The 20,693-nt window shown below is 42.5% G+C and carries 18 protein-coding genes; 9 read left to right on the plus strand and 9 right to left on the minus strand.

Annotated elements, in window-relative coordinates; all coding sequences use genetic code 11:
• The first annotated feature begins 13 nt into the window (after positions 1-13).
• Together gabT and R7Q09_RS04565 are read left to right on the plus strand one after the other, a co-directional pair.
• Positions 14-1,285 (plus strand): 4-aminobutyrate--2-oxoglutarate transaminase, encoded by a 1,272-nt coding sequence (gene gabT, locus R7Q09_RS04560; RefSeq protein WP_318070543.1) that lies wholly within the window; start codon positions 14-16, stop codon positions 1,283-1,285.
• Positions 1,286-1,630: 345 nt separating this feature from the next.
• Positions 1,631-3,127: an EAL domain-containing protein gene (locus tag R7Q09_RS04565; protein WP_250156188.1), complete on the plus strand. Its 1,497-nt coding sequence runs from the start codon at positions 1,631-1,633 to the stop codon at positions 3,125-3,127.
• 132 nt (positions 3,128-3,259) lie between these two features.
• Here the strand turns inward: R7Q09_RS04565 and R7Q09_RS04570 are convergent, their stop codons facing one another.
• Positions 3,260-4,147 (minus strand): DMT family transporter, encoded by an 888-nt coding sequence (locus tag R7Q09_RS04570; protein WP_064353868.1) that lies wholly within the window; start codon positions 4,145-4,147, stop codon positions 3,260-3,262.
• A 110-nt stretch (positions 4,148-4,257) separates the two neighbouring features.
• Between R7Q09_RS04570 and R7Q09_RS04575 the strand changes: the two genes are divergently transcribed.
• The 4 genes from R7Q09_RS04575 to R7Q09_RS04590 all read left to right on the plus strand — a co-directional run bounded on the left by R7Q09_RS04575 (position 4,258) and on the right by R7Q09_RS04590 (position 6,185).
• Entirely contained in the window at positions 4,258-4,740 is a 483-nt protein-coding gene (locus R7Q09_RS04575; RefSeq protein ID WP_318070544.1) for a MarR family transcriptional regulator, read from the plus strand.
• Positions 4,741-4,763: 23 nt separating this feature from the next.
• Positions 4,764-5,117: an MmcQ/YjbR family DNA-binding protein gene (locus R7Q09_RS04580; RefSeq protein WP_005377801.1), complete on the plus strand. Its 354-nt coding sequence runs from the start codon at positions 4,764-4,766 to the stop codon at positions 5,115-5,117.
• 119 nt (positions 5,118-5,236) lie between these two features.
• The gene (locus R7Q09_RS04585; RefSeq protein ID WP_005377800.1) at positions 5,237-5,671 is read left to right on the plus strand and encodes a DUF962 domain-containing protein; all 435 of its coding nucleotides are present in this window, start codon (positions 5,237-5,239) and stop codon (positions 5,669-5,671) included.
• Between the two features lie 202 nt (positions 5,672-5,873).
• Entirely contained in the window at positions 5,874-6,185 is a 312-nt protein-coding gene (locus tag R7Q09_RS04590; protein ID WP_005377799.1) for a hypothetical protein, read from the plus strand.
• A 146-nt stretch (positions 6,186-6,331) separates the two neighbouring features.
• Here R7Q09_RS04590 and R7Q09_RS04595 read toward each other — a convergent pair whose 3' ends face one another.
• From R7Q09_RS04595 to metA, 7 genes are all read right to left on the minus strand, one after another.
• Positions 6,332-7,423: a sulfate ABC transporter permease gene (locus tag R7Q09_RS04595; RefSeq protein ID WP_318070545.1), complete on the minus strand. Its 1,092-nt coding sequence runs from the start codon at positions 7,421-7,423 to the stop codon at positions 6,332-6,334.
• A gap of 1 nt (position 7,424) precedes the next feature.
• On the minus strand, positions 7,425-7,901 hold the full coding sequence (locus R7Q09_RS04600) for a hypothetical protein (RefSeq protein ID WP_017633987.1): 477 nt from the start codon (positions 7,899-7,901) through the stop codon (positions 7,425-7,427).
• A 9-nt stretch (positions 7,902-7,910) separates the two neighbouring features.
• Positions 7,911-11,087: a response regulator gene (locus R7Q09_RS04605; RefSeq protein ID WP_080276910.1), complete on the minus strand. Its 3,177-nt coding sequence runs from the start codon at positions 11,085-11,087 to the stop codon at positions 7,911-7,913.
• Between the two features lie 156 nt (positions 11,088-11,243).
• Complete coding sequence (locus tag R7Q09_RS04610; RefSeq protein WP_025766724.1) at positions 11,244-13,400, minus strand: GGDEF domain-containing phosphodiesterase; 2,157 nt, start codon at positions 13,398-13,400, stop codon at positions 11,244-11,246.
• Positions 13,400-14,329, minus strand: a complete 930-nt coding sequence (locus R7Q09_RS04615) for a phosphate/phosphite/phosphonate ABC transporter substrate-binding protein (RefSeq protein ID WP_025766723.1) — start codon at positions 14,327-14,329, stop codon at positions 13,400-13,402. The genes R7Q09_RS04610 and R7Q09_RS04615 overlap by 1 nt, the downstream gene beginning before the upstream one ends.
• A 267-nt stretch (positions 14,330-14,596) precedes the next feature.
• Positions 14,597-15,322: a type IV pilus biogenesis/stability protein PilW gene (gene pilW, locus R7Q09_RS04620; RefSeq protein WP_025766722.1), complete on the minus strand. Its 726-nt coding sequence runs from the start codon at positions 15,320-15,322 to the stop codon at positions 14,597-14,599.
• A 179-nt stretch (positions 15,323-15,501) separates the two neighbouring features.
• Positions 15,502-16,443 (minus strand): homoserine O-acetyltransferase MetA, encoded by a 942-nt coding sequence (gene metA / locus R7Q09_RS04625; RefSeq protein WP_005377792.1) that lies wholly within the window; start codon positions 16,441-16,443, stop codon positions 15,502-15,504.
• A gap of 340 nt (positions 16,444-16,783) precedes the next feature.
• On the opposite strand from metA, the gene R7Q09_RS04630 reads away from it, so the two are divergent.
• The 3 genes from R7Q09_RS04630 to R7Q09_RS04640 all read left to right on the plus strand — a co-directional run bounded on the left by R7Q09_RS04630 (position 16,784) and on the right by R7Q09_RS04640 (position 19,000).
• The gene (locus R7Q09_RS04630) at positions 16,784-17,170 is read left to right on the plus strand and encodes a DUF6559 family protein (protein ID WP_005377791.1); all 387 of its coding nucleotides are present in this window, start codon (positions 16,784-16,786) and stop codon (positions 17,168-17,170) included.
• A 123-nt stretch (positions 17,171-17,293) separates the two neighbouring features.
• Positions 17,294-17,629, plus strand: coding sequence for a DMT family transporter (locus R7Q09_RS04635; protein ID WP_069593657.1), 336 nt, complete (start codon positions 17,294-17,296; stop codon positions 17,627-17,629).
• 420 nt (positions 17,630-18,049) lie between these two features.
• Positions 18,050-19,000 (plus strand): LpxL/LpxP family Kdo(2)-lipid IV(A) lauroyl/palmitoleoyl acyltransferase, encoded by a 951-nt coding sequence (locus R7Q09_RS04640; RefSeq protein WP_031778977.1) that lies wholly within the window; start codon positions 18,050-18,052, stop codon positions 18,998-19,000.
• A 70-nt stretch (positions 19,001-19,070) separates the two neighbouring features.
• On the opposite strand, the gene R7Q09_RS04645 is transcribed toward R7Q09_RS04640, so the two are convergent.
• Positions 19,071-20,543 (minus strand): carboxypeptidase M32, encoded by a 1,473-nt coding sequence (locus R7Q09_RS04645; protein ID WP_318070546.1) that lies wholly within the window; start codon positions 20,541-20,543, stop codon positions 19,071-19,073.
• Positions 20,544-20,693: the final 150 nt, after the last annotated feature.

The raw sequence follows: 20,693 nt of genomic DNA on the forward strand, positions 1-20,693 counted from the left end.
TAAGGACAAAACAATGACAAACCAACAACTACACGAAAGAAGAAGCCAAGTTATCGCTCAAGGTATGGGCGCATTGTACCCACTTTACGTCGAGAAAGCAGAAAACGCTTACGTATGGGATATCGAAGGCAACAAATACATCGACTTTGCAGCGGGTATCGCGGTAACTAACACCGGGCATTCTCACAAGCGCATTAGCGAAGCGGTCAAAGCTCAGTTGGATAACTTTTCGCACACCTGCGCGATGGTTACGCCGTACGCGTCATTCGTTGAGCTGGCTGAAAAGCTGACAGAACTTGCACCAGGTGAGACTAAGAAGAAAGCGATCTTTCTTACTACTGGCGCCGAGGCGGTCGAAAATGCCGTAAAAGTGGCACGCGCTCATACAGGTCGTAGCGGCGTGATAGCGTTTAAAGGCGGCTTTCACGGTCGTACTAACATGACGATGGGGTTAACTGGTAAAGTTGCGCCGTACAAAGCGGGCTTTGGTCCTTTCCCGAACGAAATCTACCACGCGCCGTACCCAAATGCGTTCCACGGCATTAGCGTTGAGCAAAGCTTACAAGCGATCGACGATCTATTTGCTTGCGATATCGAACCTTCACGCGTTGCGGCGATCATCTTCGAGCCAGTGCAAGGTGAAGGCGGTTTTTACAAAGCACCTGAAGCGTTTGCACAAGGCTTACGTCAGCTGTGTGATAAGCACGGTATCATGCTGATTGCTGATGAAATCCAAACGGGTTTTGCTCGTACCGGTAAAATGTTTGCCACAGAATACCTAGGCATTGAACCAGACCTAATGACAATGGCGAAAGGCATTGCTGGTGGTTTCCCGATCTCAGCGGTGGTTGGTAAAGCGGAGGTAATGGACTCTGCGCTGCCGGGTGGTTTAGGTGGTACTTATGCTGGCTCTCCACTTGGTTGTGTTGCTGGTCTTGAAGTGCTGAAAATCATCGAAGAAGAAGACTTGTGTGCCAAAGCGATGGGCATCGGTGAAGTGGTCAATGCACGAATGACTAAGCTGCAACAGTCAGTACCTGCTATCGGTGAAATCCGCACTACTGGTGCAATGATGGCGATTGAGTTTACTGACCCAGAATCAGGCAAACCACTGCAAGAGATGACCAAAGCGGTGATTTCTAAAGCGCAAGAAAACGGCCTTATCCTGCTTTCTTGTGGAGTAAAAGCGAACGTGATTCGCTTGTTGCCGCCGCTAACCATTGAGCCTGAAGTGCTTAGTGAAGGCCTAGATAAGTTGGAAAAAGTGATTCTTGAAGTGGCGTAATTCACGCACTTTTAAATAGCAATAACAAATAAAGGAAGCGGTTGGCATCAATCGTTTCCTTTTTGTTTTTTAGCGTATCTGCTGCCTATCTAAAAAGTATTGCTCAAGATCCAAGTTGTCACTTTTATTACGGATGACTTAACAGTTGGGCTCGTTCTTACTTTTCACTTAGTCGCTACTTTGTTCTCCTCGAATGTGGTTTGGTGCTCACATTCTAAATCCCGACATCTGAAAGCCACTTGAGTCTATAATTTTATTGAGCGTCATTCCTCACTTTTTGGACTATAAAAATGAGATAGTATTCATATCCCACTTAGGTTGCTTGACAGATTATCAGGACGAACTTTGATAACAAAGAATACAAGGTATGCCATTTTACTCGGCTTAGTTCCCATCGCCATATTTGTAGTGGCCTTTCATTCGATAACCAACTTTTACGTCAACTCGGTAAAAGCGTCGAAAATAGATGCTTACGTAGATTATTTAAATCAAAGGTCTGCCTATTTGGACGGAGCAATAGTGAAGCAGATTGCTCAGTTAGATTTTACTTGTAGTGATAGTGATGTAAGAACTTTACGCGACTCACGTTTTTATAACCGTTACATTCGTTTTATTGCGATGACCACAGAAGGCGGAAAAACGTGTTCCACGGTTGGTAGTGAAGTGTCTCGCCCATTTAGTAGTGAACGATTTCAGATGGATGAGAACTTTTTCGCATCACTTATTTTGCCGCAACAGAATGACCAAATAGAGTGGATGGTCATTTATGATAATGAACACGTTGAAGTCTTCTGGGTGCTTGATAACAGTTGGGTTAACGAGGTAATAAAAACGCCTTGCAAAGACTGCCTATTTGTAGAGTTTAAGTATGATGAACCAATATTTGGTGATTTAACGATAAGCCGTGGCAAAGCGAACATTGCAGGAGAAGAAAACGCACTATCAAAAGAGTTTTTCTTTTCAGGAGAGTCTCAAGCCAACATGCTCATCAAGATATACAGCGGTGAAAAACTTAAAAATTATGCTCAGGAAAGAGTACTTTTGTGGGGCGGTCTTGTAAGTGTGCTTGCAGGTCTTGTGACTGCCTTTGCATACATATCTGGTAAAGGCTTGAGAAAATCCATTACAGGTCTAATTGAAAATGGGATTAGTAATGCAGAATTTATTCCTTACTACCAGGCGATTGTCGATAGTCGCGATGGTAAGACAGTAGGATATGAAGCTCTGATTCGATGGTCGCGACGTGATGGAATGGTGCCACCAAATATGTTTATTGGTGCTGCAGAAGAAAGTGGCCTGATTATTCCGATGACGAATCAGCTTATTCGTAAAATCATACAAGACTTAAGTGACTTACCCGAGCATACGTGGGTCAGTATCAATATTGTTTCCTCCCATTTAGAGTCAGGTGTATTAACGAAGTTGCTGTCGGAGTTAAATTGGCCAATCTCGAATAGAATTCATTTTGAATTGACCGAGAGAATACCAGTAAAAGACACTGAGGCCGCGAAAAAAGAGATTTTGTATTTAACGAATAAAGGCTACAAGTTCAAAATTGACGATTTTGGTACCGGATATGGTGGCTTTTCTTACCTACAAGATTTGGGCATCCGGTGTGTAAAAGTGGATAAGATGTTCATTGATCCAATAGGATCTGACGACCAAAAATTGAAAGTGCTGGACTCAATTGTGTCTGCAGCGAACAAAGCAGAATGTGAGATGATTGCAGAAGGCGTAGAGAGCCAGGCTCAAGTCGAATACCTGGCTCAGCATGCGATTTACCTTATTCAAGGTTATGTTTACGCTAAACCTGAGCCCCTGACTAACCTTGCAAGCGCTTAACAGCCATAACGTCATAACATCCCGCTTTAAAGGTGTCATTTGCCTAGGTGAGCGCTGATTTCTGCTGGTGGGCTCACGCTTGAGGATTCCTAACACTCTCATTACTCCTAGAGTGTTAGGAATTAACGTTACTTAGGAGGAGAGTGCGGCTCTTTTCGTTTTGATTGACGTAATGAGCTGAGGTAGTAATGACATTACGATCATTCCCAGCATTAAGCTGTATTGCAGAGGAGTGAACGTTTCCCCCAATAGCAGTAGGCCCGAAACAATGCCTGCGACTGGGTTTGCAATACCACCAAAGGTAAAATCTACGACCGACATCCGCTGTAATAACCATACATACATGCCATACCCTAATGCGGTGTTCAGAATAATTACCCACAGTAACCCTAGAATATTCGTCATGGATACGTCCTGAACGACCGTAACATATGGCTCTGGATTGTTTATCGCCAGCACACTTGTTGCGATAGACATAATCACGCCACCCAAAATGAGCTGCCATGTTAGCACTGTCCACCAGTGCATTTTTGTACCTAGTGACTTTGTTACGCTACTTCCTATCACGATGCACATAATGGCGGAGATCATCGCAAGTAAGCCCACGGGTTCGAGAGAAATAGAGCTAGGATCAAATAAGAACCAAGCTAAAGCAATCAAAGTTGCGCCGCTTATCGCTTGAATGCCACTAGGCTGACGTTTGTAGACCGCCCAACCAAACAGCATCGCAAAAACGGGGACCGAAACCATACCAACACCAGAGATGGCAGAAGGAAGCGTCAACGCCATGACAAAAATGAGACCAAAGAAGCAAGCGATGTTGATGGTTCCTAAAACAAGCAGCACTTTCCACTCACTTCTTTTTGGAAACGAGGGCTTTATTGCCAGCAACAAAAGACCCGCAGGCAGTGCCCTTAGAGCGCCAAGTAAAACGGGAGGCCAGTCCGGTAGAGTAAACTGAGTAACAGCGTAAGTCGTCCCCCAAAAAAAGGCAGGAATCATCGCAAGTAAAATGTTCATGTTAAATATCTTTATGTAGAGATAATTAAATGTAACGATATCGGCAAGGTGGCTTTTTGTAAAGTATCTTTATGTTAAAATAAAAAATATATGATGTTTGGAGAGAAATAATGGATGCAATTGATAGAGTGGTAGAGCAGTGGGCTAGGGAGAAGCCAGACCTCGACACTAAACCGATGGCAATAATGGGTCGACTAATGCGAATTGCAAAACACATGGAATCTAGGGTCGCCGAGCTACATAAGAAGTACGATCTGAAAATGGGTGAATTTGATGTGTTAGCGACACTGCGTCGAGCTGGTTCACCATATTGTCTTACTCCCTCAGCGTTAATAGAGTCGATGATGCTCACTTCGGGTGCGATGACTAATCGCTTAGATAAACTAGAGAAGAAAGGGTTTATTACCAGAACCCATAGTAAAGAAGACCGACGTAGCGTCACCGTTGAACTAACAGAGCAAGGCTTAACCTTAATTGACAAGCTAATTTTGGAGCATGTAGACGTTCAGCAATCGTTATTGCATGGTTTAGAAGGCAATGAAAAAGAGCAGGTTAACCAGGCGTTAAAATTGCTATTGCCACAATTTGAGTGAGAATGCAGAAGGAGGTAGGGGATATGAAAAGCAAAGAACTAGAACAATACTTAAGTACCTTCATGTGTGCAGAAAGCGATTTCCCATTTGGGCCTGAAGCGGTTGTTTACAAAATCAAAGGCAAGATGTTTGCCATCATTGCAGAGAGAAACGGTCGGGAGTATGTCAGCGTAAAAGTAAAACCAGAAGATGGAGAAGTCTTAACGTCGCAGTTTACGGACATTATCCCGGGTTATCACTTAAATAAGCGTCATTGGATAACGGTTTATTTTAACGGTGATGTCGAGGATGGGTTGATTCAAGACTTGTGTGAACGCTCTTATGCTCTTGTCGTTGCCAAGCTGCCGAAAGCACAACGAGCGTTGCTTGGTGAGTAATCGGCAACGCACTGGCCTCTGTTGTTTTGTCGCTCGTTGCTCGTAGCCTTTACGGAAAAATTCGCACCTTTTTCATCCTCGGGCTATATAAGAATAAGAAGGTGGAAAAGGGGAATGATATGCGTGCATTATCTGAATGGCTAAAAGAATACGGGGAGAGTCACCAAAACCCTATCAACCAAAAGATTCACACAATCGCAGTTCCAGGTATTTACCTTTCTGTGGTTGGACTTATTTGGTCGATTCCCCAGATTTCATTATTAGGCTTCGAACTTAATTGGGTTTGGGTAGCGGTGATCCCCACTTGGGTTTTCTATTTTCGTTTGTCTCTGAGCGTATTCATGATGATGATCGGCTACACATTAGCGTGCATTGGCCTTATTTGGTCTCTAGAGGTATTGATGTTGCCCGTTCTGCATATTTCTATGCTCTTGTTTGGCGTATTGTGGATATTGCAATTTATCGGTCACAAGATTGAAGGTAAAAAACCGTCGTTTTTTGAGGATTTACAGTTTCTACTCATCGGCCCGATTTGGGTGTTCAGAAAACACTAGCGATAAGCAAAATCAGGCATCATCCGAATTACACAAGACATATAACGTTCAGAGATTATGTAGCTCTTACTACAGAATACCTCTCCTTCTTATTGCCACGACAAGCATTCACTTTAGATACGCACTATGATTAAAGAGGTGCCAACGCACTTTACGCTATCGAGATACTTAAACTTACGGCAAGTTTACTTTAGGGGGATGAATGTACGACCGACAATATAAGTATGCCTATTGGAGAGAAGAGCGTAAAAAAGGCAAATGGCACTATATATTAAAGTCCTTCTTTATGATTTGTTGTGCATTACTGCTTGGTAAAGTCATCGGTTTGTTCATTTTTGGAGAGCTGCATTCTTTAAGCGACATTTGGGAACAACTCCCTGCGGATGTTTTTATTATGATGCTCGTGGGCTTCCCAATTAGTGTCCTTGGTTGGTACCACGAAGAGTCAAAGTTTTTCCGGGCACTGCGACGCAAAGAAAAGCGGTTAAAAGGCAATCAAAACAAACCGAAATAGAGTAACCTTTGTCTCTGTTTGGATTGCCACTTACCTATCTGATCGATTCTATCCCTTCCAGTCGTTTAGCGTTTAGTTACGTGTTGCAAAAAGCCTTCTTAATACAACAGCCCCCAGTGTTGTGGAAATTGGTACTGTAAGAAACATTAAAAAACGAAGTTGAGCATTAGCGTATAAAGGCTCGCACTGTCATCCTTTGGGGCTGATGAAAACGCGCCAGAGCTATTATTGTAGGCGTTGAACCTTTGCCAATCTGCATTCAGGGAAACGTTGTAATCTAGGTCGTATCTCAACCCGAGTAAGAAACTGTCTCCACTTTTTTTATCCCAACTATTAAACTGCTGACCGTAAACAATATAAGGAGTCAGCTTGTTTACATTATAACTTGTTGTCGCGTACCAAGATGAGGAAAGGTTGCTGGTCTGTCCTTCTGCCATAATCACAATGTTATCGAGCTCGTATCTTAACCCTAGAGAGAACAGATCGATCGTGTTGTTTTTTTCTGTTTCAACTAGACGGTCAATGATTGTGGTTCCGCCACCGGGAGTGGACTGCTCAATGTTAGAGAGCGTCGTTGTTTGATCATAATCGCCGTGGAGGTAGGAAAAATTCCAACGATAGCTCTCTCCGCTTAGCGTTAAGTTCATCCCTGCAGTATTGTTTGACTCAATTTCCAATTCAGTACGTTCATTGATGGTTACGTCACTATTGTCTTTAAACCCGACAAACGGCATGGCAGTAAGTACGACTTGCTCATTGAGGTCATGAATCCAGCGTGCAGATAGGCCGTTATAAGCCGTGATACCTAGAATGCTGTCATATACCTCATTCGGTGGGCGGGCTTGGGTAAAAGCGTGGCCGACATAGTTGTACTCAGACATCAAAAACAGTGGCAGTCTTAAGCGTCCTCCTCGTATTTCTATGTTTTGATAGGTATAAGCCAAATACGCCCACTCGAGCTGAGGCGAGCTCCAATGGTCTTGCGGGCGCTTTACGACTTGTGCGGATGCCCGAAATGCCTTGTGAAAATAATCGAGCTGCATGCCGAAAGTGGTATCGCAATCGAAACAAGATTCATCGCCAATAAAGCGGTTAACTAGTAACGTAGTTGGGTTATCGGATTTTGCCCACGAAGTAGAGCCAAAACCACTTAAAGAAAGTTGTTCTGTTAGTTCAATCGTGGCTGAGCTCGGAAAGGTCGCGATACTCAGCGATAACATGGTTAAATATTTTTTCATATCAATTCTCCGAGCTAACCACACATAAAACATGAGCATTACTAGGGACGCTCGATGTTGGGGCATAACCAATTCTATTCGGCTTCTCTTGCATCCATGCTATGAGGTCATCAATGCTGGAGCGTGCAATCACTTTTGGCGGTCTAGCTTTACCTGAAAAAGACAAGCTTGCCCAATGCGCGTTCATTTGCGCTAAATTTTTGTTGAGAAGATAACGATAGAACTCAGCTCTTTCTGTTGATGTCGCAGGCCAGTCAGAGAGTTCAATTCGCTGGCCTTGTAAAAGTTGCGTCTTCCCTCTGTACAACTTTCGCGCTTTATTGACAGTGAGCGGAGAGAATTCGTCATTAAATGAGAAAACGGCGTAGCTCTCTGCAGCGAGAGCTTGGCAATTTAATGAAAGAAGGGCAATCAGAATAAACAGATAGCGTTTTATGTAACGCAAAGGAAAAGCAACGCGAGAATGATTTCTACTCATAGAATCCACCTACATTGCTTGTTCAATTTGATACAACAGTTTTTCTTTGCGCACAGGCTTTGGTACGTAGGCATCCATTCCTGAATCAAAGCAGCGTTGAATATCATCATCAACGACGCTTGCTGTTAATGCGATAATGGGCGTCTTAGCTAATCCTTTACTCGCTTCATAAGCTCTAATTTGCCTAGAAGCTTCAAACCCATCCATTATGGGCATCATGCAATCCATCAAAATAACATCAAACTTTCCATCTTTTTGGAACATTTCGACTGCAATTTGTCCGTTTTCTGCGACTTCGAATTGATAGCCTGCTTTAGATAGCAATAGAGAAGCCACTTTCTGGTTCACTCTATTATCTTCGACAAGCAAGATGCGTTCGGAGCGAATAGGCGTTACCGTTGCTTCTGGTTGCTCAGAACTTGCAGGTAGTTCATGAGTTTTATCGGGGGTGGTGTTCTCTTGGTGTGGTTCAGCAGGCGTTGTGTTGGAAACACGTAACCCAATTGCCTTATCTAACTTCTCTTTAAGCAACCCTGCTTTAAACGGTTTGGGCACATAGTCATCCATTCCAACGTCAAAGCATTTTTGTATATCGTCATCGACCACACTTGCCGTTAGAGCAATAATCGGAATTCTGAAAGCGCGTTTTTCTTTTACTTCTATTTGACGAATTATTTGGGTGGCTTCAAATCCATCCATTACGGGCATCATGCAGTCCATTAAAATTAGGCTGTATTGATTCTGTTGAAATTTCTCAACCGCTTCTTGTCCGTTTACAGCGACATCAAAGTCGAAGCCAGCTTTTGTGACGTGTAGCCCCGCGATTTTTTGATTGACCGTATTGTCATCAACGACCAAAATTTTCGGCAGAGATTTAACATGTTGCGCTGAAGTGCTCTCTTGTTGTGCGTGCGAGAAATTTGCCGCACAACTTTCAAGTGCTTTAATTAAGCGCTGCCCTAGTAGTGGCTGAGTGACCAAGGCGCTGATACTGTTTCTAAAGTCGAATTGTGGGCTATGAAGGTGCTTGATGAGGCAGACACGAATGTTTCGTTTACAAAGGCTTTCTATCTCATCGATATGCATCGCCGCTGCATTTGGTGATGCTTCTACATGAATAACGATAACGCGCTCGTTATCAATCCACGTTGGCAACGCACTTAAGGTATCTACTGACTGTGTTATATTGATGTTGAAAAAACTTAACTCGTTACGCAGTTTTTGTTCTAGTTGAGTACTGCTGCATACAATCCATATGTCGTTGTGATTCAGAGCGTGATAAGCGTTAAACTCTTGCGTCACAACAGGAGCAGTTAGTTCAAAGAAGAAGCGACTGCCTTTACCTTTCTCGGATTCAAGTTGAATTTCTCCACCCATTAGCTCAACTAATTGCGTGCTAATGGCAAGCCCAAGTCCAGTTCCCCCAAATTGTCGGGTAGTAGAGTTATCCTCTTGGGCAAATGGAGCAAATATTTTCTTTTGCTGCTGGGCATCAATACCAATCCCAGAATCTTTAACGGAAAACTCGATGACCGCTTCACCATTTTTTATTTCGCGGGTGATGACCGATAGCTCTACACTGCCTTGTTCGGTAAATTTTACCGCGTTAGACATGAAGTTCATGACAACTTGGCGTATACGATGGTCATCCAACATTACGTGGTAAGGCGTGTTACGGCTAATGTTGACTTGCACATCGATGCCTTTTTCCTTTGCTTTCGGTGAAATGATAGAAGCAATGTCATAGATAGACTCTCGAACACAAGTTGAATGTGGGCTAATGAGCAACATCCCAGATTCAATTTTTGAGAAGTCTAGAACGTCATTAATTAAACTCAAAAGCAGTTGGGAGGAGGTTTCAATCGTATCGACGTAATCGCGTTGTGTGGCAGTCAGGGAAGTATCGGATAAGACTTCAGAGATACCAATAACGCCATTTAGCGGCGTGCGGATCTCGTGGGACATGTTGGCCAAAAAGCTACTTTTGGCTTTACTCGCCTTAATTGCATCATCTTTTGCTTGTTCTGCATCTTCTTTAGCTTGTGTGAGCTTTAGTCTGGACAACATCCGCTCATCACTAAGCTTTTTTACCTCTCGAGCAAACTTACTCAGCTCGTCTTTACCCTTTATTAGTTGAGCAAGAGGTGAATTTTCAGTGTTACTTTGTTCATTGCTTTCGTTACTGAGAAATTTGAGGACTAGATTCAAGTTTCCAGTAACTTTTCGCACCAATCTTAGCGTTAAACTTACGACCAACAGCGTTAAAAGGCTCATCATTGCGATAAAGGTAAAGCGGTGCTGTGTCGTCGTGTTGATTGTCTTTGATATATCATCACTCAGCTGCTGTTCCATTTTGTCGTCAACACTTTGTAATAACGATAAGCGTTTGTTGAGTGCAGATAACCCCGCATCAATCTCATCCGGGGTTAATGATTTGAGTTGAGCTGGTTGCAATAAATAAGCACGAAACTCTTGGCTTTTGATAAAGACTTCACCCGTAAACGTCTCAATGAGCAGATCTACTTGTTGTTGATTGGCATTTAGCGTCACAAAACGCTCTAGAAATAGTTGTTGGTTCTGGATTAAAGATTGGATAGAAGCCTGTGTTGTGAGGTCATACTCGTTATTTTCCTCTGAAGATCGAATCAAATATTCGCTTAATCTATGCTCTTCAGTGGACCAAAACATCAACCATTCAAGTTGCATCAAAGAAGAAAGGTGAGTGTTTGTTTCATAACTCACATTTCTAAAATAGACTTTGTCTAAGCTCATGAGGATTTCTTTGAACGTATCAGCGCGCCACTCTGCCGCATCTAACTTTTCTTCTTGATTTTGCGAAGAGAGCATCGAGAGGGTTGCTTCCTCAAAGCTTGTCAACTGGTTTAGTATCTCAGCGTTTTCACCGAATACTGGTGCTGCAGTGTCGCGTAACAATTGAGATATCTGCTGAGTTTTTAGTTGCTTATCTATTACATCAGGGTTATTCGGTAGGTGATAAAGCGAAGATACGCGGTCTATGTAGACAGAGAATAACTGTGCTTTTTGTAGTTCCTGAGCCTGGATAGAAAGGCTTTGTACATGTTTACCCGCGAGGACAAGCAACAATAAAATTGGCAGCAAAACCAACCCAAATAGCTTTTGTTTTACCGACAGGTTGTTCCAAGAAAAGATTCCTACCACGCGCATTTCCATATCCAAGAAGTTGATATGAAAAGTGTAGTTTATTTATCTCAGATGTTAGATTTTAAGAGAAAATTCATATTAATGAGGTGGGGGAAGTGTGACCGATATTGCATTACGAGTACTAACGCGCTAAGCGGCAATAGTTAACAAAACGGCGTTCTAAGCAAAGTGATTGACGCTTTGAGCGCCACTCCCTCGTTGGTATTCAAATGCAATCAATTCCTCGGCAGGTACAGGTCTACCTAAGAAAAAACCTTGTACGACGTCACAGTGGAGAGACTCCATTCGTGTGAGTTGAGTTTGAGTTTCTACGCCTTCGGCTACTACTTTCATTCTTAGGTTGTGAGCCATGGATACAATCGCGCGAACTAATGAATCGTCTTGATCGCTTTTTCGGATTTGAGCGATAAATGAACGATCAATCTTGAGCCCGTCAAAAGCCATATGTTGTAGGTAGGCAAGGGCTGAATACCCCGTACCAAAGTCATCTAGCCAAACTTCCACTCCGATACTTTGTAGTTTTTTAAGCACATATTGAGCTTTCTCTGTATCATCAATAAAAAGTGACTCTGTCACTTCAACATGAATGGTTTGAGGGGCGACATCATGTCGTCGTAAATACTTAGAAAATAATTGACTTAAATCTTGGCGATAGATTTGTCTTGGGGACAAGTTTAATGCGATGTGAAAATCCGTACCGAAATGTTCTGCCCACATTGCCCGCTGAGCAATTGCCGTCTCAATGATATGTTCTCCAAGCTCCAATATTAAATCACTTTGCTCTGCGATCGGGATAAACGATTCTGGACTGATATAGCCTTTCTCGGGATGATTCCACCTAACCAATGCTTCGACCCCAATTAGGCGATAGGTTTTTAGATCAAATTGTGGTTGATACCACAGCTCGAATTGAGACAAGTCACGTACTGAACGACGCAGTTCTCGTTCTATGTATAAACGTTGTTTAATCGTTTCATCAAACGTGGAATCGTATATCGTCATAATGTCTTTACCGCGTCTTTTAGATTCCTGCGCCGCAAGAGAGGAAAGCTGTAAAAGAGACTCAGCGTTTGAACCAAATTCTGGATACACAGCAATTCCGAGGCTTGCCGTAATTTGAATATCGTTCTCTTCCAAACTAAAGGGAGAGAGTAGTTGGCGATGAATATCGTTCGCTTTTTCTCTAGCTTCATGATTGTCCGAGCACGGAAAGGCCAGTACAAATTCATCCGCACCTACTCGACTTACGATGGTAGAAAGGCGGTAAAGCGGCTTAAAATAACTCGGCAAACGGCCTTGAAGCTCTGAGGCAAGATGGCCTAGCAATTTATCCCCAATGTTATGTCCATAGTTATCGTTAATGTGCTTAAAGTCATCCAAGTCAATAAACACAACCGCGAGTGAGGGGGATTTGTGGTCAGTTATTTGCGTTTGAATATCAATGAGTAACTTTTCTCGGTTTGGCAGGGAAGTCAGAATATCGTGGTACGCCATGAACTCAACTCGGCTGGTGTATCGGTTCACTTTGTTTGACATTTTGTTGTACGCCGAAATAAGTTCTCCCACTTCATCTTTGCTTTGTATGTCGGTGACTGGCAGCGCTTGGGTATTTGACTCTGAAAATTGATCTTTTAGTTGCTTGAGTGGCTTAGTTAACGACCGCCCCAAAGCATAAGCGATGATGCTACCGAATAGAACGGATATCCCACTGATCGTTAGCAGCAAGTTAAACATCTTCTGTTTATCGTTTGAGGTAATCGCTTGGACTTGTTCAATGTTCTGTTCTTTCTCTTCCAGTAGATGTATCAAGTTAAGCTCAAGATATACCGCCCCAAGAGTTATGTTTGATTGCTGAATCGGCGCTGCGATCTCCAACTGATGCTTGGAAAAGGAAACGAGAGTTCTGGATTCTTCTATTGCTTTCAAAATAAAAGGAGAGCGGTAATGAGGTTGGGCAAACATCCTTAGCTGAGTAGTGCCGTCGTGAAAGATTAGCCCTTCATTGTCAACAACATGTATTTTCGAGACATCTGGCTGGCTCAATGTTGCCTTAATTTGCTCATACGCTTGACTGATATTGTCTGTATAGAGTGGATCAAAAAGCTGTTTTGATAATAGCTCTGCATAAACCAACCCTTTTTGCTTAACGTAAGATTCTGTTTTTTCTTGAGAGTTGTTCGTGATTTGTTGAGTTAAGCTATTTGAATATGCATCGTAACCGTGCATGTATAACGCAAGATTTATCACCACAACAAACAAGACAACGAACATTGTCGAGCAAATGTATTTGGTTTCGAGTGAGAGCTTTTGAAACATCAATCCACCTTCGGTAACAAGTGAACTGACTTGCGCACTGTACTTAAGGAGGCTCGCATTTCTGGAGTAAGCGCGCTGAATTTTTTGGTGTTCTGAAACTTTTTAAGTGCGAGAGAGCCTTCGTGAGTTGTATCCATATCAAGGAGTATGGACGTGATTTTACGCTGTTGCTCTAGGCTCATGCTTGGAGAAGCGAGAATTAAATCCCTGGGTATTTCAACAGAACGAGAAAAAATCGCTAGTTTGTCTTTCATGTTCTCTGGCAAATCTTTGGGATTGTTCCAGTTGAAGTTACTGAATGCTCCTGCTGCAACTCTCTGTTTATATACCCATACAGATAGGTTGATTTCATTTGACTGAGCGAGTTGCTCATCAAGGAATAAATAACCAATACTGTCTTTGGCCGGTTTGTCATCAGGAGAGGGAAGGTATTGCAGTTTTTCTCCGTGGTTCAGCAATGTAATCGCAGGTAGGTAATAGCTGCTGGTAGACGTGCGCTTTTCGAAAACAACCGTTTTTCCGCGCAGGTCAGAAAGTGACTCAATGCCACTCTCTTTATTAGTAAAGAACACCGTATGATATTTTTGCAGGCCTTTTTTCCATCGTATAGCAAGAACTTGGCTATTAGACTCCTTTTCTAAGGTCATCGCATTAAAGGGGGTCGCCGTTGCAATTTGAACGGTGCCATTTTCAAGCGCAACCGCGAGCTGACGATAATTTTTAAATACCTTTACCGCCCCTTTTGCGTAACCATATTCAGCCATATTTTCAGTTACATACTGAGTAAGGGGCGTCGCTTTTTTGATTTTGCTTTGGGCTTTATTGGACACAATGCCAAATGTGAATGTTTTCTCAATATTTTCTTGTGCACTGACGACAAAAGGTGAACTCAGCAAAGTGAGTAATAACAGAGTGCAGGCAGGTTTCATCCGGCTTCAACTTCCTTCTGGTACATGTCAGTAATATTTAGTATTTATCAATGTGCCGAAATCAATCTTAAAAACAGTATGATGTACAAATTTCGTTGTGTGCGCACTTTTTATAATGTGACTTGGTCACTTATTCCGTTCAAATAGTACCGAATTTGACGTTTATGTACAGGATGAATGTATCACCGTGAGTCTGAATTCACTGGATTCTTGGTCAAGCGCTGTATCGGCTGTGAGCTAATGCGCCTTATGTATCGCTATTTTGTACTAAGAAAATTTTTCCAATTGTTTTTGATACTTTTTCTCGAGAGCTTCATTGCCTGCTGCACGTTCAAGTTGAATCATGAGTTGCAAAGAGGGCTTCTTCACGCCATACATTTGATTGAATCTCATTAATCGAATTCTAGCTTCAGTATAATCACCGCTATCAATTTCTATTTTAGCGAGTTGCAAAATCGATTTTGGTCTATGGGGATCATGATCGATAGCTCTAGTAAAGTAGTATCTCGCTTTGTCTTTATCTTGTGATTTTAGAGCACAAAAAGCTGCATTCTCATAGCTCGCTGGAATAAGGTAGTAATAAGGCTGCTCAATGGCTCGATTAAACATCTGATCGGCTTTTTCGAAGTCACCTCGCTTGCAAAGAAAAGTACCGTAGTTATTGAGCACATTTCCGTTTTTAGTATGTTGGCGTAGAGAGCGTTTATACATCTGTTCGGCTTTAATATCTTCACCAACCGTTTCGTAGTAGTGAGCCATAGATAATTGCGCGCGATAGTATTGAGGTGCGTGGTTTAAGGCTTGTTGTAAGTTATCATGCGCGCGAATCATGTTACCGCCGTTTAAATAACCTAAGCCAAGTGCGATACGTGATTCTGCCATTGCCACAGGATCGGCTTTAACGACAGGGCTTCCATCTTCTTTCACCGTCACGCAACCCACGAGTGCAAACTGAGACAATAATATTAGTGCACCGAGCTTTGCTGTTTTCATTCTTTATCCCTACATCCCTGAATCTTTCTGCATGATATGAATTACTTAGCAAAAGCCTATTGAGGAAAAAACACTATGCGATCAGGTTTGCAAACTGTTATGAAAAAGCCGCCATATGGCGGCTTGGTTCACATATTACATTTCGGTAATGATGAGTGCTTTGTTTGCTTATTTTGAAGCTAATCGTCTTTAGTGAAAGCATCTTCACTGAAGTGATCGAGGTCGTACGGTGTTTGCTGATAAACACAGTAGTTCAGCCAGTTTAAAAAGAGGAGGTGTCCATGGCTTCTCCAGCTTGCAATTGGTGGGTTATCTGGGTTGTTGTTTGGGTAATAGTTGACAGGAATAGCGGGCTCCATACCTTCGCTTAAATCTCGGATATATTCATTATGTAAGGTGTGAGAATCATACTCAGGGTGTCCTGTGACAAAGACATTGCGTTTGTCTTTTGTGGTGGCCAAGTACACACCTGCGACATCCGATGTCGCTAAAATGTCTAAGTCAGTATGCTCTTCTAGAAAGTGAGGCGAAAAATCTGCGTAACGCGAGTGAGGAGCCAAAAACGTGTCATCAAATCCGCGTAAGATAGGGTGAAACTGATGATGGATTTGATGATGATAAACACCTGAAAGTTTTTCTTTACGCGTTTTTTTAGGTAGATCGTAGAGTAGCTTTAACCCTGCTTGCGCAGCCCAGCAAACATAAAGAGTAGATGTCACATGATCTTTTGCCCACTCCATGATGGTTTTGAGATGATCCCAATAAATGACATCTTCAAATTGCACCAAACCTAATGGAGCTCCAGTAATGATCATGCCATCGAAGTTTTTATCTCTCACCATTTCAAATTGGCGATAAAACGTGTCTAAATGTTCAGTTGGCGTATTTTTACTCGGGCGGTTATCAATGCGCAGTAATTCGACGTTAACCTGTAGTGGGCTGTTTGAGAGTAGACGCAGAAACTGAGTTTCAGTCTCTATTTTTTTTGGCATCAGATTAAGGATCAGCACTCTTAAAGGACGTATTTCCTGACTCGCTGCACGCGTTTCACTCATCACGAAGATGTTTTCTGTCCTTAATACATCGGTAGCTGGTAATTGATCTGGAATTCTAATTGGCACGACTTTCTCTCCCTAAGTATAGTCAATCTAGACGTCTATACTTCTAAAGCTAACTTAATTAAGTTTAGATGTCGATACGAAATCCGACTTTTCAATCTACTCTTTACATTATGGTAAACCGTACTCGGGGTTGTCACACAATTGTGACTAAAGCAGAGTTTCTGATGAGATAGGTTTGAAACGCAGTGTGTACTATTTGCTGGTAATTATGCGATCACGTTAATATGTGAAGGTGACTTCGTAGTAAGGAAGTCTCAAATTAATGAGCCATACTAAAAACAATCAGCTCACCATTTTGCATTAATGTGCATATTTGGAAACATCGTCAGTGGAGGACATTATGTTCGGTATTTTCAAGAGAAAGACAAAGATTCAGAGCATAGCTCAAGAAGTTCCTTGCGTGCTACTGCATTCGTTTGGTGATAAAGACATTTATACGCCGGAAGAGATTGATCAAGCTCTTCAAAAGCTGGGTTATGATAAGAGCAAGGATATCAGTCATTATCAGTATGCGTATGGAATGTTTGCCGATGAAGCCTCTTACGAGCTCCTAGAACTAACGGATGAGCTAGGTAATTATGGTCATTTCCAACGTGAAGTAGGTAAGATGCTACTCAATACACCTGAGCCGATTGATATGCATATCTACTTTGAAATTTCTCGTCAGCACCAAAACGTCAGCCTTTCACCTGGTCATCAAAAAGTAAGCGAAAGTGATGGTGTGTAAACATCGTTAGTGGTATTCCATCGTGAGATGAGTTGGGTATAATGCGCGGCCTAATTATCCGGACATGTTGTCGGTTACATTTCTGTTGAGCGTTAATGCCTTATGTTCAAAATGCTTGTCTCTATGCCACCAATGTTGGCGCTGTCGATAGCGATTGTATGTGAAGTGATTGCCACTTCTTATATTCCCAAAACAGAGCAATTTACGAAAGTAATGCCGAGCACAGTCGTTTTGATTGGTTACGGCATCGCTTTCTTCTTGCTTTCCGTCACAGTGCAAACAATGCCTGTCGGGGTTGTTTATGCCATATGGAGTGGTGCTGGGATCGTTTTGGTTGCGACGGTTGGTTACTTTGTTTACGGACAGCGTCTAGACTTACCAGCCCTAGTTGGTATTGGGTTTATCATCGCTGGTGTGTTGATCGTAAATTTATTATCCAAAACAGTAGGGCACGAATAACGCCACTCTACTTGTTAAGTGAATAAGAAGCCGCAGCGAGAAATTGCTGCGGCTTTTTAGTACAAATTCAATCGCTAATGGCGAGTATTGATATGACGTCTTATTGTTGTATTCATCACGGTCGCATTATGTGATTGAAAAACAGGCATTATTTAGCGCATTGAAAATACAAAGTTATGTTTCTTCAAACTTTAGGAAAGGGCAGTAGATAAATCACTCCGATAGATGTTAACGTGGCGACTCATCTTTACTGCTTTTTCATTCCCTACATATTTCTGCAAAGTTCTTATTGTGTAGTGTGTCGAAGAACCATAGAATCCGCGCGCTTTAATTTATGTTATTAGCGTTATCAATGATAAAAGTGCAGTCCATTATCATTGTTTTTATCACTTATAGATGGGCACATCTGACAATACTTACATGAACAAATACAAAAAGCCTGCATTCAAGGCCGAATTTCTTTTGCCTCGTTACTGGGGAACGTTAATTATCATTAGCGTGATGTACTTACTTAGCCTCCTTCCTTTTAAAGTTCAACTAGCTTTGGGACGCAACATTGGTCGTTTAGCTATGCGAATCATGAGAAAACGTCAAGTTACGATCAGACGCAATCTTGAGCTTTGCTTCCCTCATATGGAAGAATGCCAACGCGAAGCAATTCTAAAAGACAACATCGACAATACTGGCATCGCACTTTTTGAGACCGCAATGGCATGGTTTTGGTCAGATAAACGGGTAAACAAACACGTCACGATAAAAGGCATGGAGCATCTAGAGGCTTTAGAGAAGTCAGGCAAAGGTGCATTAATGTTGGCCGTACACTCAATGAATCTAGAGTTAGGTGCTCGAGCTTTTGGCATTAAAAAGTCTGGAACCGGTGTTTATCGCCCAAACAATAATCCGTGCTTTGATTATTTTCAGTATAAGGGACGCTCTCGCTCTAATCGTACACTGATTGATCGTAAAAACGTCAAAGCCATGCTTGAATCACTTAAAACGGGTGAGCGGGTTTGGTATGCACCGGACCACGATTATGGTAACCGACGCTCGACATTTGCACCGTTATTTGCCGTTAAAAATGCTTGTACTACGACAGGTACAAGTTTGTTGGTTGATTCTACAGATTGCGCCATTGTGCCTTTTACGATGGTAAGAGGAAAAGACGGACACTATACCCTAACCATTAGTGCGCCCGTCGACGGTTTCCCGAAAGAGGATCATCAACGCGCCGCCGCATTCGTGAATCAAATAGTTGAAACATCAATCATGGCAAGTCCGAGTCAGTATATGTGGCTTCATCGTCGGTTTAAAACTAGACCAGAGGGTGAGGACTGTTTGTACAAGCCTAGGCTCATCCCTAGCTTGGCATAACACATAGATAGCCTACAAAAAGCCCAAGGAACATACGAACCTTGGGCTTTTACTTTCTATTCTTTTCGCTTTATAAGTAGCGATCTTTTAGGTGAGCTTGAAAGTGTTTAGCATTCAGTGTTTCACCCGTGGCTTGTTTTACCAACTCATCAGTGGTGAATAAGCTCCCTTTACTCCAGATGTTTTCCGAGAGCCAATTGAATATCGGAGCTAAGTCGCCAGAACGAATAACCGCATCTACATCGACGGTTTGTTTCATTGCTGCCATAAATTGTGCAGCGTATATCGCACCGAGCGTGTAGGACGGGAAATAGCCAAAACTTCCGTCTGTCCAATGGATATCTTGCATACAGCCATTTTTGAAGTTTCCTTCGGTTGATAGCCCCAAGTACGCTTTCATCTTTTCGTTCCAGAGTTCTGGTACATCTGTATGTTTGATGACGCCGTTCATGAGATCTCGCTCAATTTCATATCGAAGAATAACGTGAGCAGGATATGTAAGTTCGTCAGCATCTACGCGAATAAAGCCTTTTTCTACGCGAGTGTAAATTTTGGCTAAATTGTCTTTTTCGAATTCACTACCAGAAAAATGGTTAGAAGCCAGTCGAGCGAGGTGATCGATAAACGCGCTGCTTCGTCCTATTTGCATTTCAAAGAAGAGTGATTGTGATTCATGAATACCCATAGAGCGAGCTTCTCCCGCGGGTGTTCCTGATAAATCTTTTGGTAGCCCTTGCTCGTATCGAGCATGGCCAGTTTCGTGGACAATCCCCATCAATGATTGGACAAACTCGTTTTCATTATAACGTGTCGTAATACGTACATCTGTCGGTACACCGCCACAAAATGGGTGGGTACTCTCATCAAGTCGACCGTGTTCAAAATCGAATTGAAGTAGCTTCATGACTTCCAAACCGAGCGCTTTTTGCTTTTCCGCAGGGTAGTGTGCAGTTGGCAATAAGATGTTGTCTGATTGTTGTTTTTCAAGCGCTTCATCGATCAAAGTAGGAAGCCAGGTTTTCACGTCAGCAAAAAGAATGTCTAACGACGCAGACGTTGTGCCAGGTTCATAAACATCGAGCATGGCATCATAAGGAGTCGTGCCATTTGCTTCGGCTCTAATTTGCGCTTCTTCCTGCGATAGCTTTACTACTTCAGCCCAGTTCTTTTCAAAACCAGCCCAGTCATTTTCTCCACGTTGTGTACGCCATGCATGTTCACATTTGGAGCCAGCAAGAGATTGAGCTTGAACTAATGATTCTGGTAGTAAGTTAGCTTGCTGCCACCCACGCTTCATTTCTCTTAGGATAGATTTTTCTTTTGTAGACAGCGTGTCTTCTTCTGCCTGAGCGAAAAGCTCTCCCAAGTGCGGTTGAGTCATTAAAGAATGGATATGTACATCAAGCTCTGCCGTGGCATTCGAGCGTGCTTCAGCGCCACCAGGTGGCATGACCGCTGCTTGATCCCAATCTATGATGGCAGATAGATGCTCAAAATTTGCCACTTTTTTGGAATGTTCAACGAGTTTTGTAAATGCGTTCATGTGACTACTCTTATTCTTTTGTTCTTTCCCTAAACACCCGATAACGGGTCCTTCATATGGTGTTGCACTAAGCAACCTGCGTTAATTTACTAATAATTAACAATTAACTCCAACCCATTGTCCATAAACTCACCCAGTTGTATAGCTCTC

The organism is Vibrio sp. 2130-1 (genome assembly GCF_033339515.1).

Excerpts from the sequence above, each read along its gene's own strand:
- gabT (WP_318070543.1), top strand. The coding sequence starts at position 14 with ATGACAAACCAACAACTACACGAAAGAAGAAGCCAAGTTATCGCTCAA.
- R7Q09_RS04570 (WP_064353868.1), bottom strand. The coding sequence starts at position 4,147 with ATGAACATTTTACTTGCGATGATTCCTGCCTTTTTTTGGGGGACGACT.
- R7Q09_RS04575 (WP_318070544.1), top strand. The coding sequence starts at position 4,258 with ATGGATGCAATTGATAGAGTGGTAGAGCAGTGGGCTAGGGAGAAGCCA.
- R7Q09_RS04580 (WP_005377801.1), top strand. The coding sequence starts at position 4,764 with ATGAAAAGCAAAGAACTAGAACAATACTTAAGTACCTTCATGTGTGCA.
- R7Q09_RS04585 (WP_005377800.1), top strand. The coding sequence starts at position 5,237 with ATGCGTGCATTATCTGAATGGCTAAAAGAATACGGGGAGAGTCACCAA.
- R7Q09_RS04590 (WP_005377799.1), top strand. The coding sequence starts at position 5,874 with ATGTACGACCGACAATATAAGTATGCCTATTGGAGAGAAGAGCGTAAA.
- R7Q09_RS04595 (WP_318070545.1), bottom strand. The coding sequence starts at position 7,423 with ATGAAAAAATATTTAACCATGTTATCGCTGAGTATCGCGACCTTTCCG.
- R7Q09_RS04600 (WP_017633987.1), bottom strand. The coding sequence starts at position 7,901 with ATGAGTAGAAATCATTCTCGCGTTGCTTTTCCTTTGCGTTACATAAAA.
- R7Q09_RS04605 (WP_080276910.1), bottom strand. The coding sequence starts at position 11,087 with ATGCGCGTGGTAGGAATCTTTTCTTGGAACAACCTGTCGGTAAAACAA.
- R7Q09_RS04610 (WP_025766724.1), bottom strand. The coding sequence starts at position 13,400 with ATGTTTCAAAAGCTCTCACTCGAAACCAAATACATTTGCTCGACAATG.
- R7Q09_RS04615 (WP_025766723.1), bottom strand. The coding sequence starts at position 14,329 with ATGAAACCTGCCTGCACTCTGTTATTACTCACTTTGCTGAGTTCACCT.
- pilW (WP_025766722.1), bottom strand. The coding sequence starts at position 15,322 with ATGAAAACAGCAAAGCTCGGTGCACTAATATTATTGTCTCAGTTTGCA.
- R7Q09_RS04630 (WP_005377791.1), top strand. The coding sequence starts at position 16,784 with ATGTTCGGTATTTTCAAGAGAAAGACAAAGATTCAGAGCATAGCTCAA.
- R7Q09_RS04635 (WP_069593657.1), top strand. The coding sequence starts at position 17,294 with ATGCCACCAATGTTGGCGCTGTCGATAGCGATTGTATGTGAAGTGATT.
- R7Q09_RS04640 (WP_031778977.1), top strand. The coding sequence starts at position 18,050 with ATGAACAAATACAAAAAGCCTGCATTCAAGGCCGAATTTCTTTTGCCT.
- R7Q09_RS04645 (WP_318070546.1), bottom strand. The coding sequence starts at position 20,543 with ATGAACGCATTTACAAAACTCGTTGAACATTCCAAAAAAGTGGCAAAT.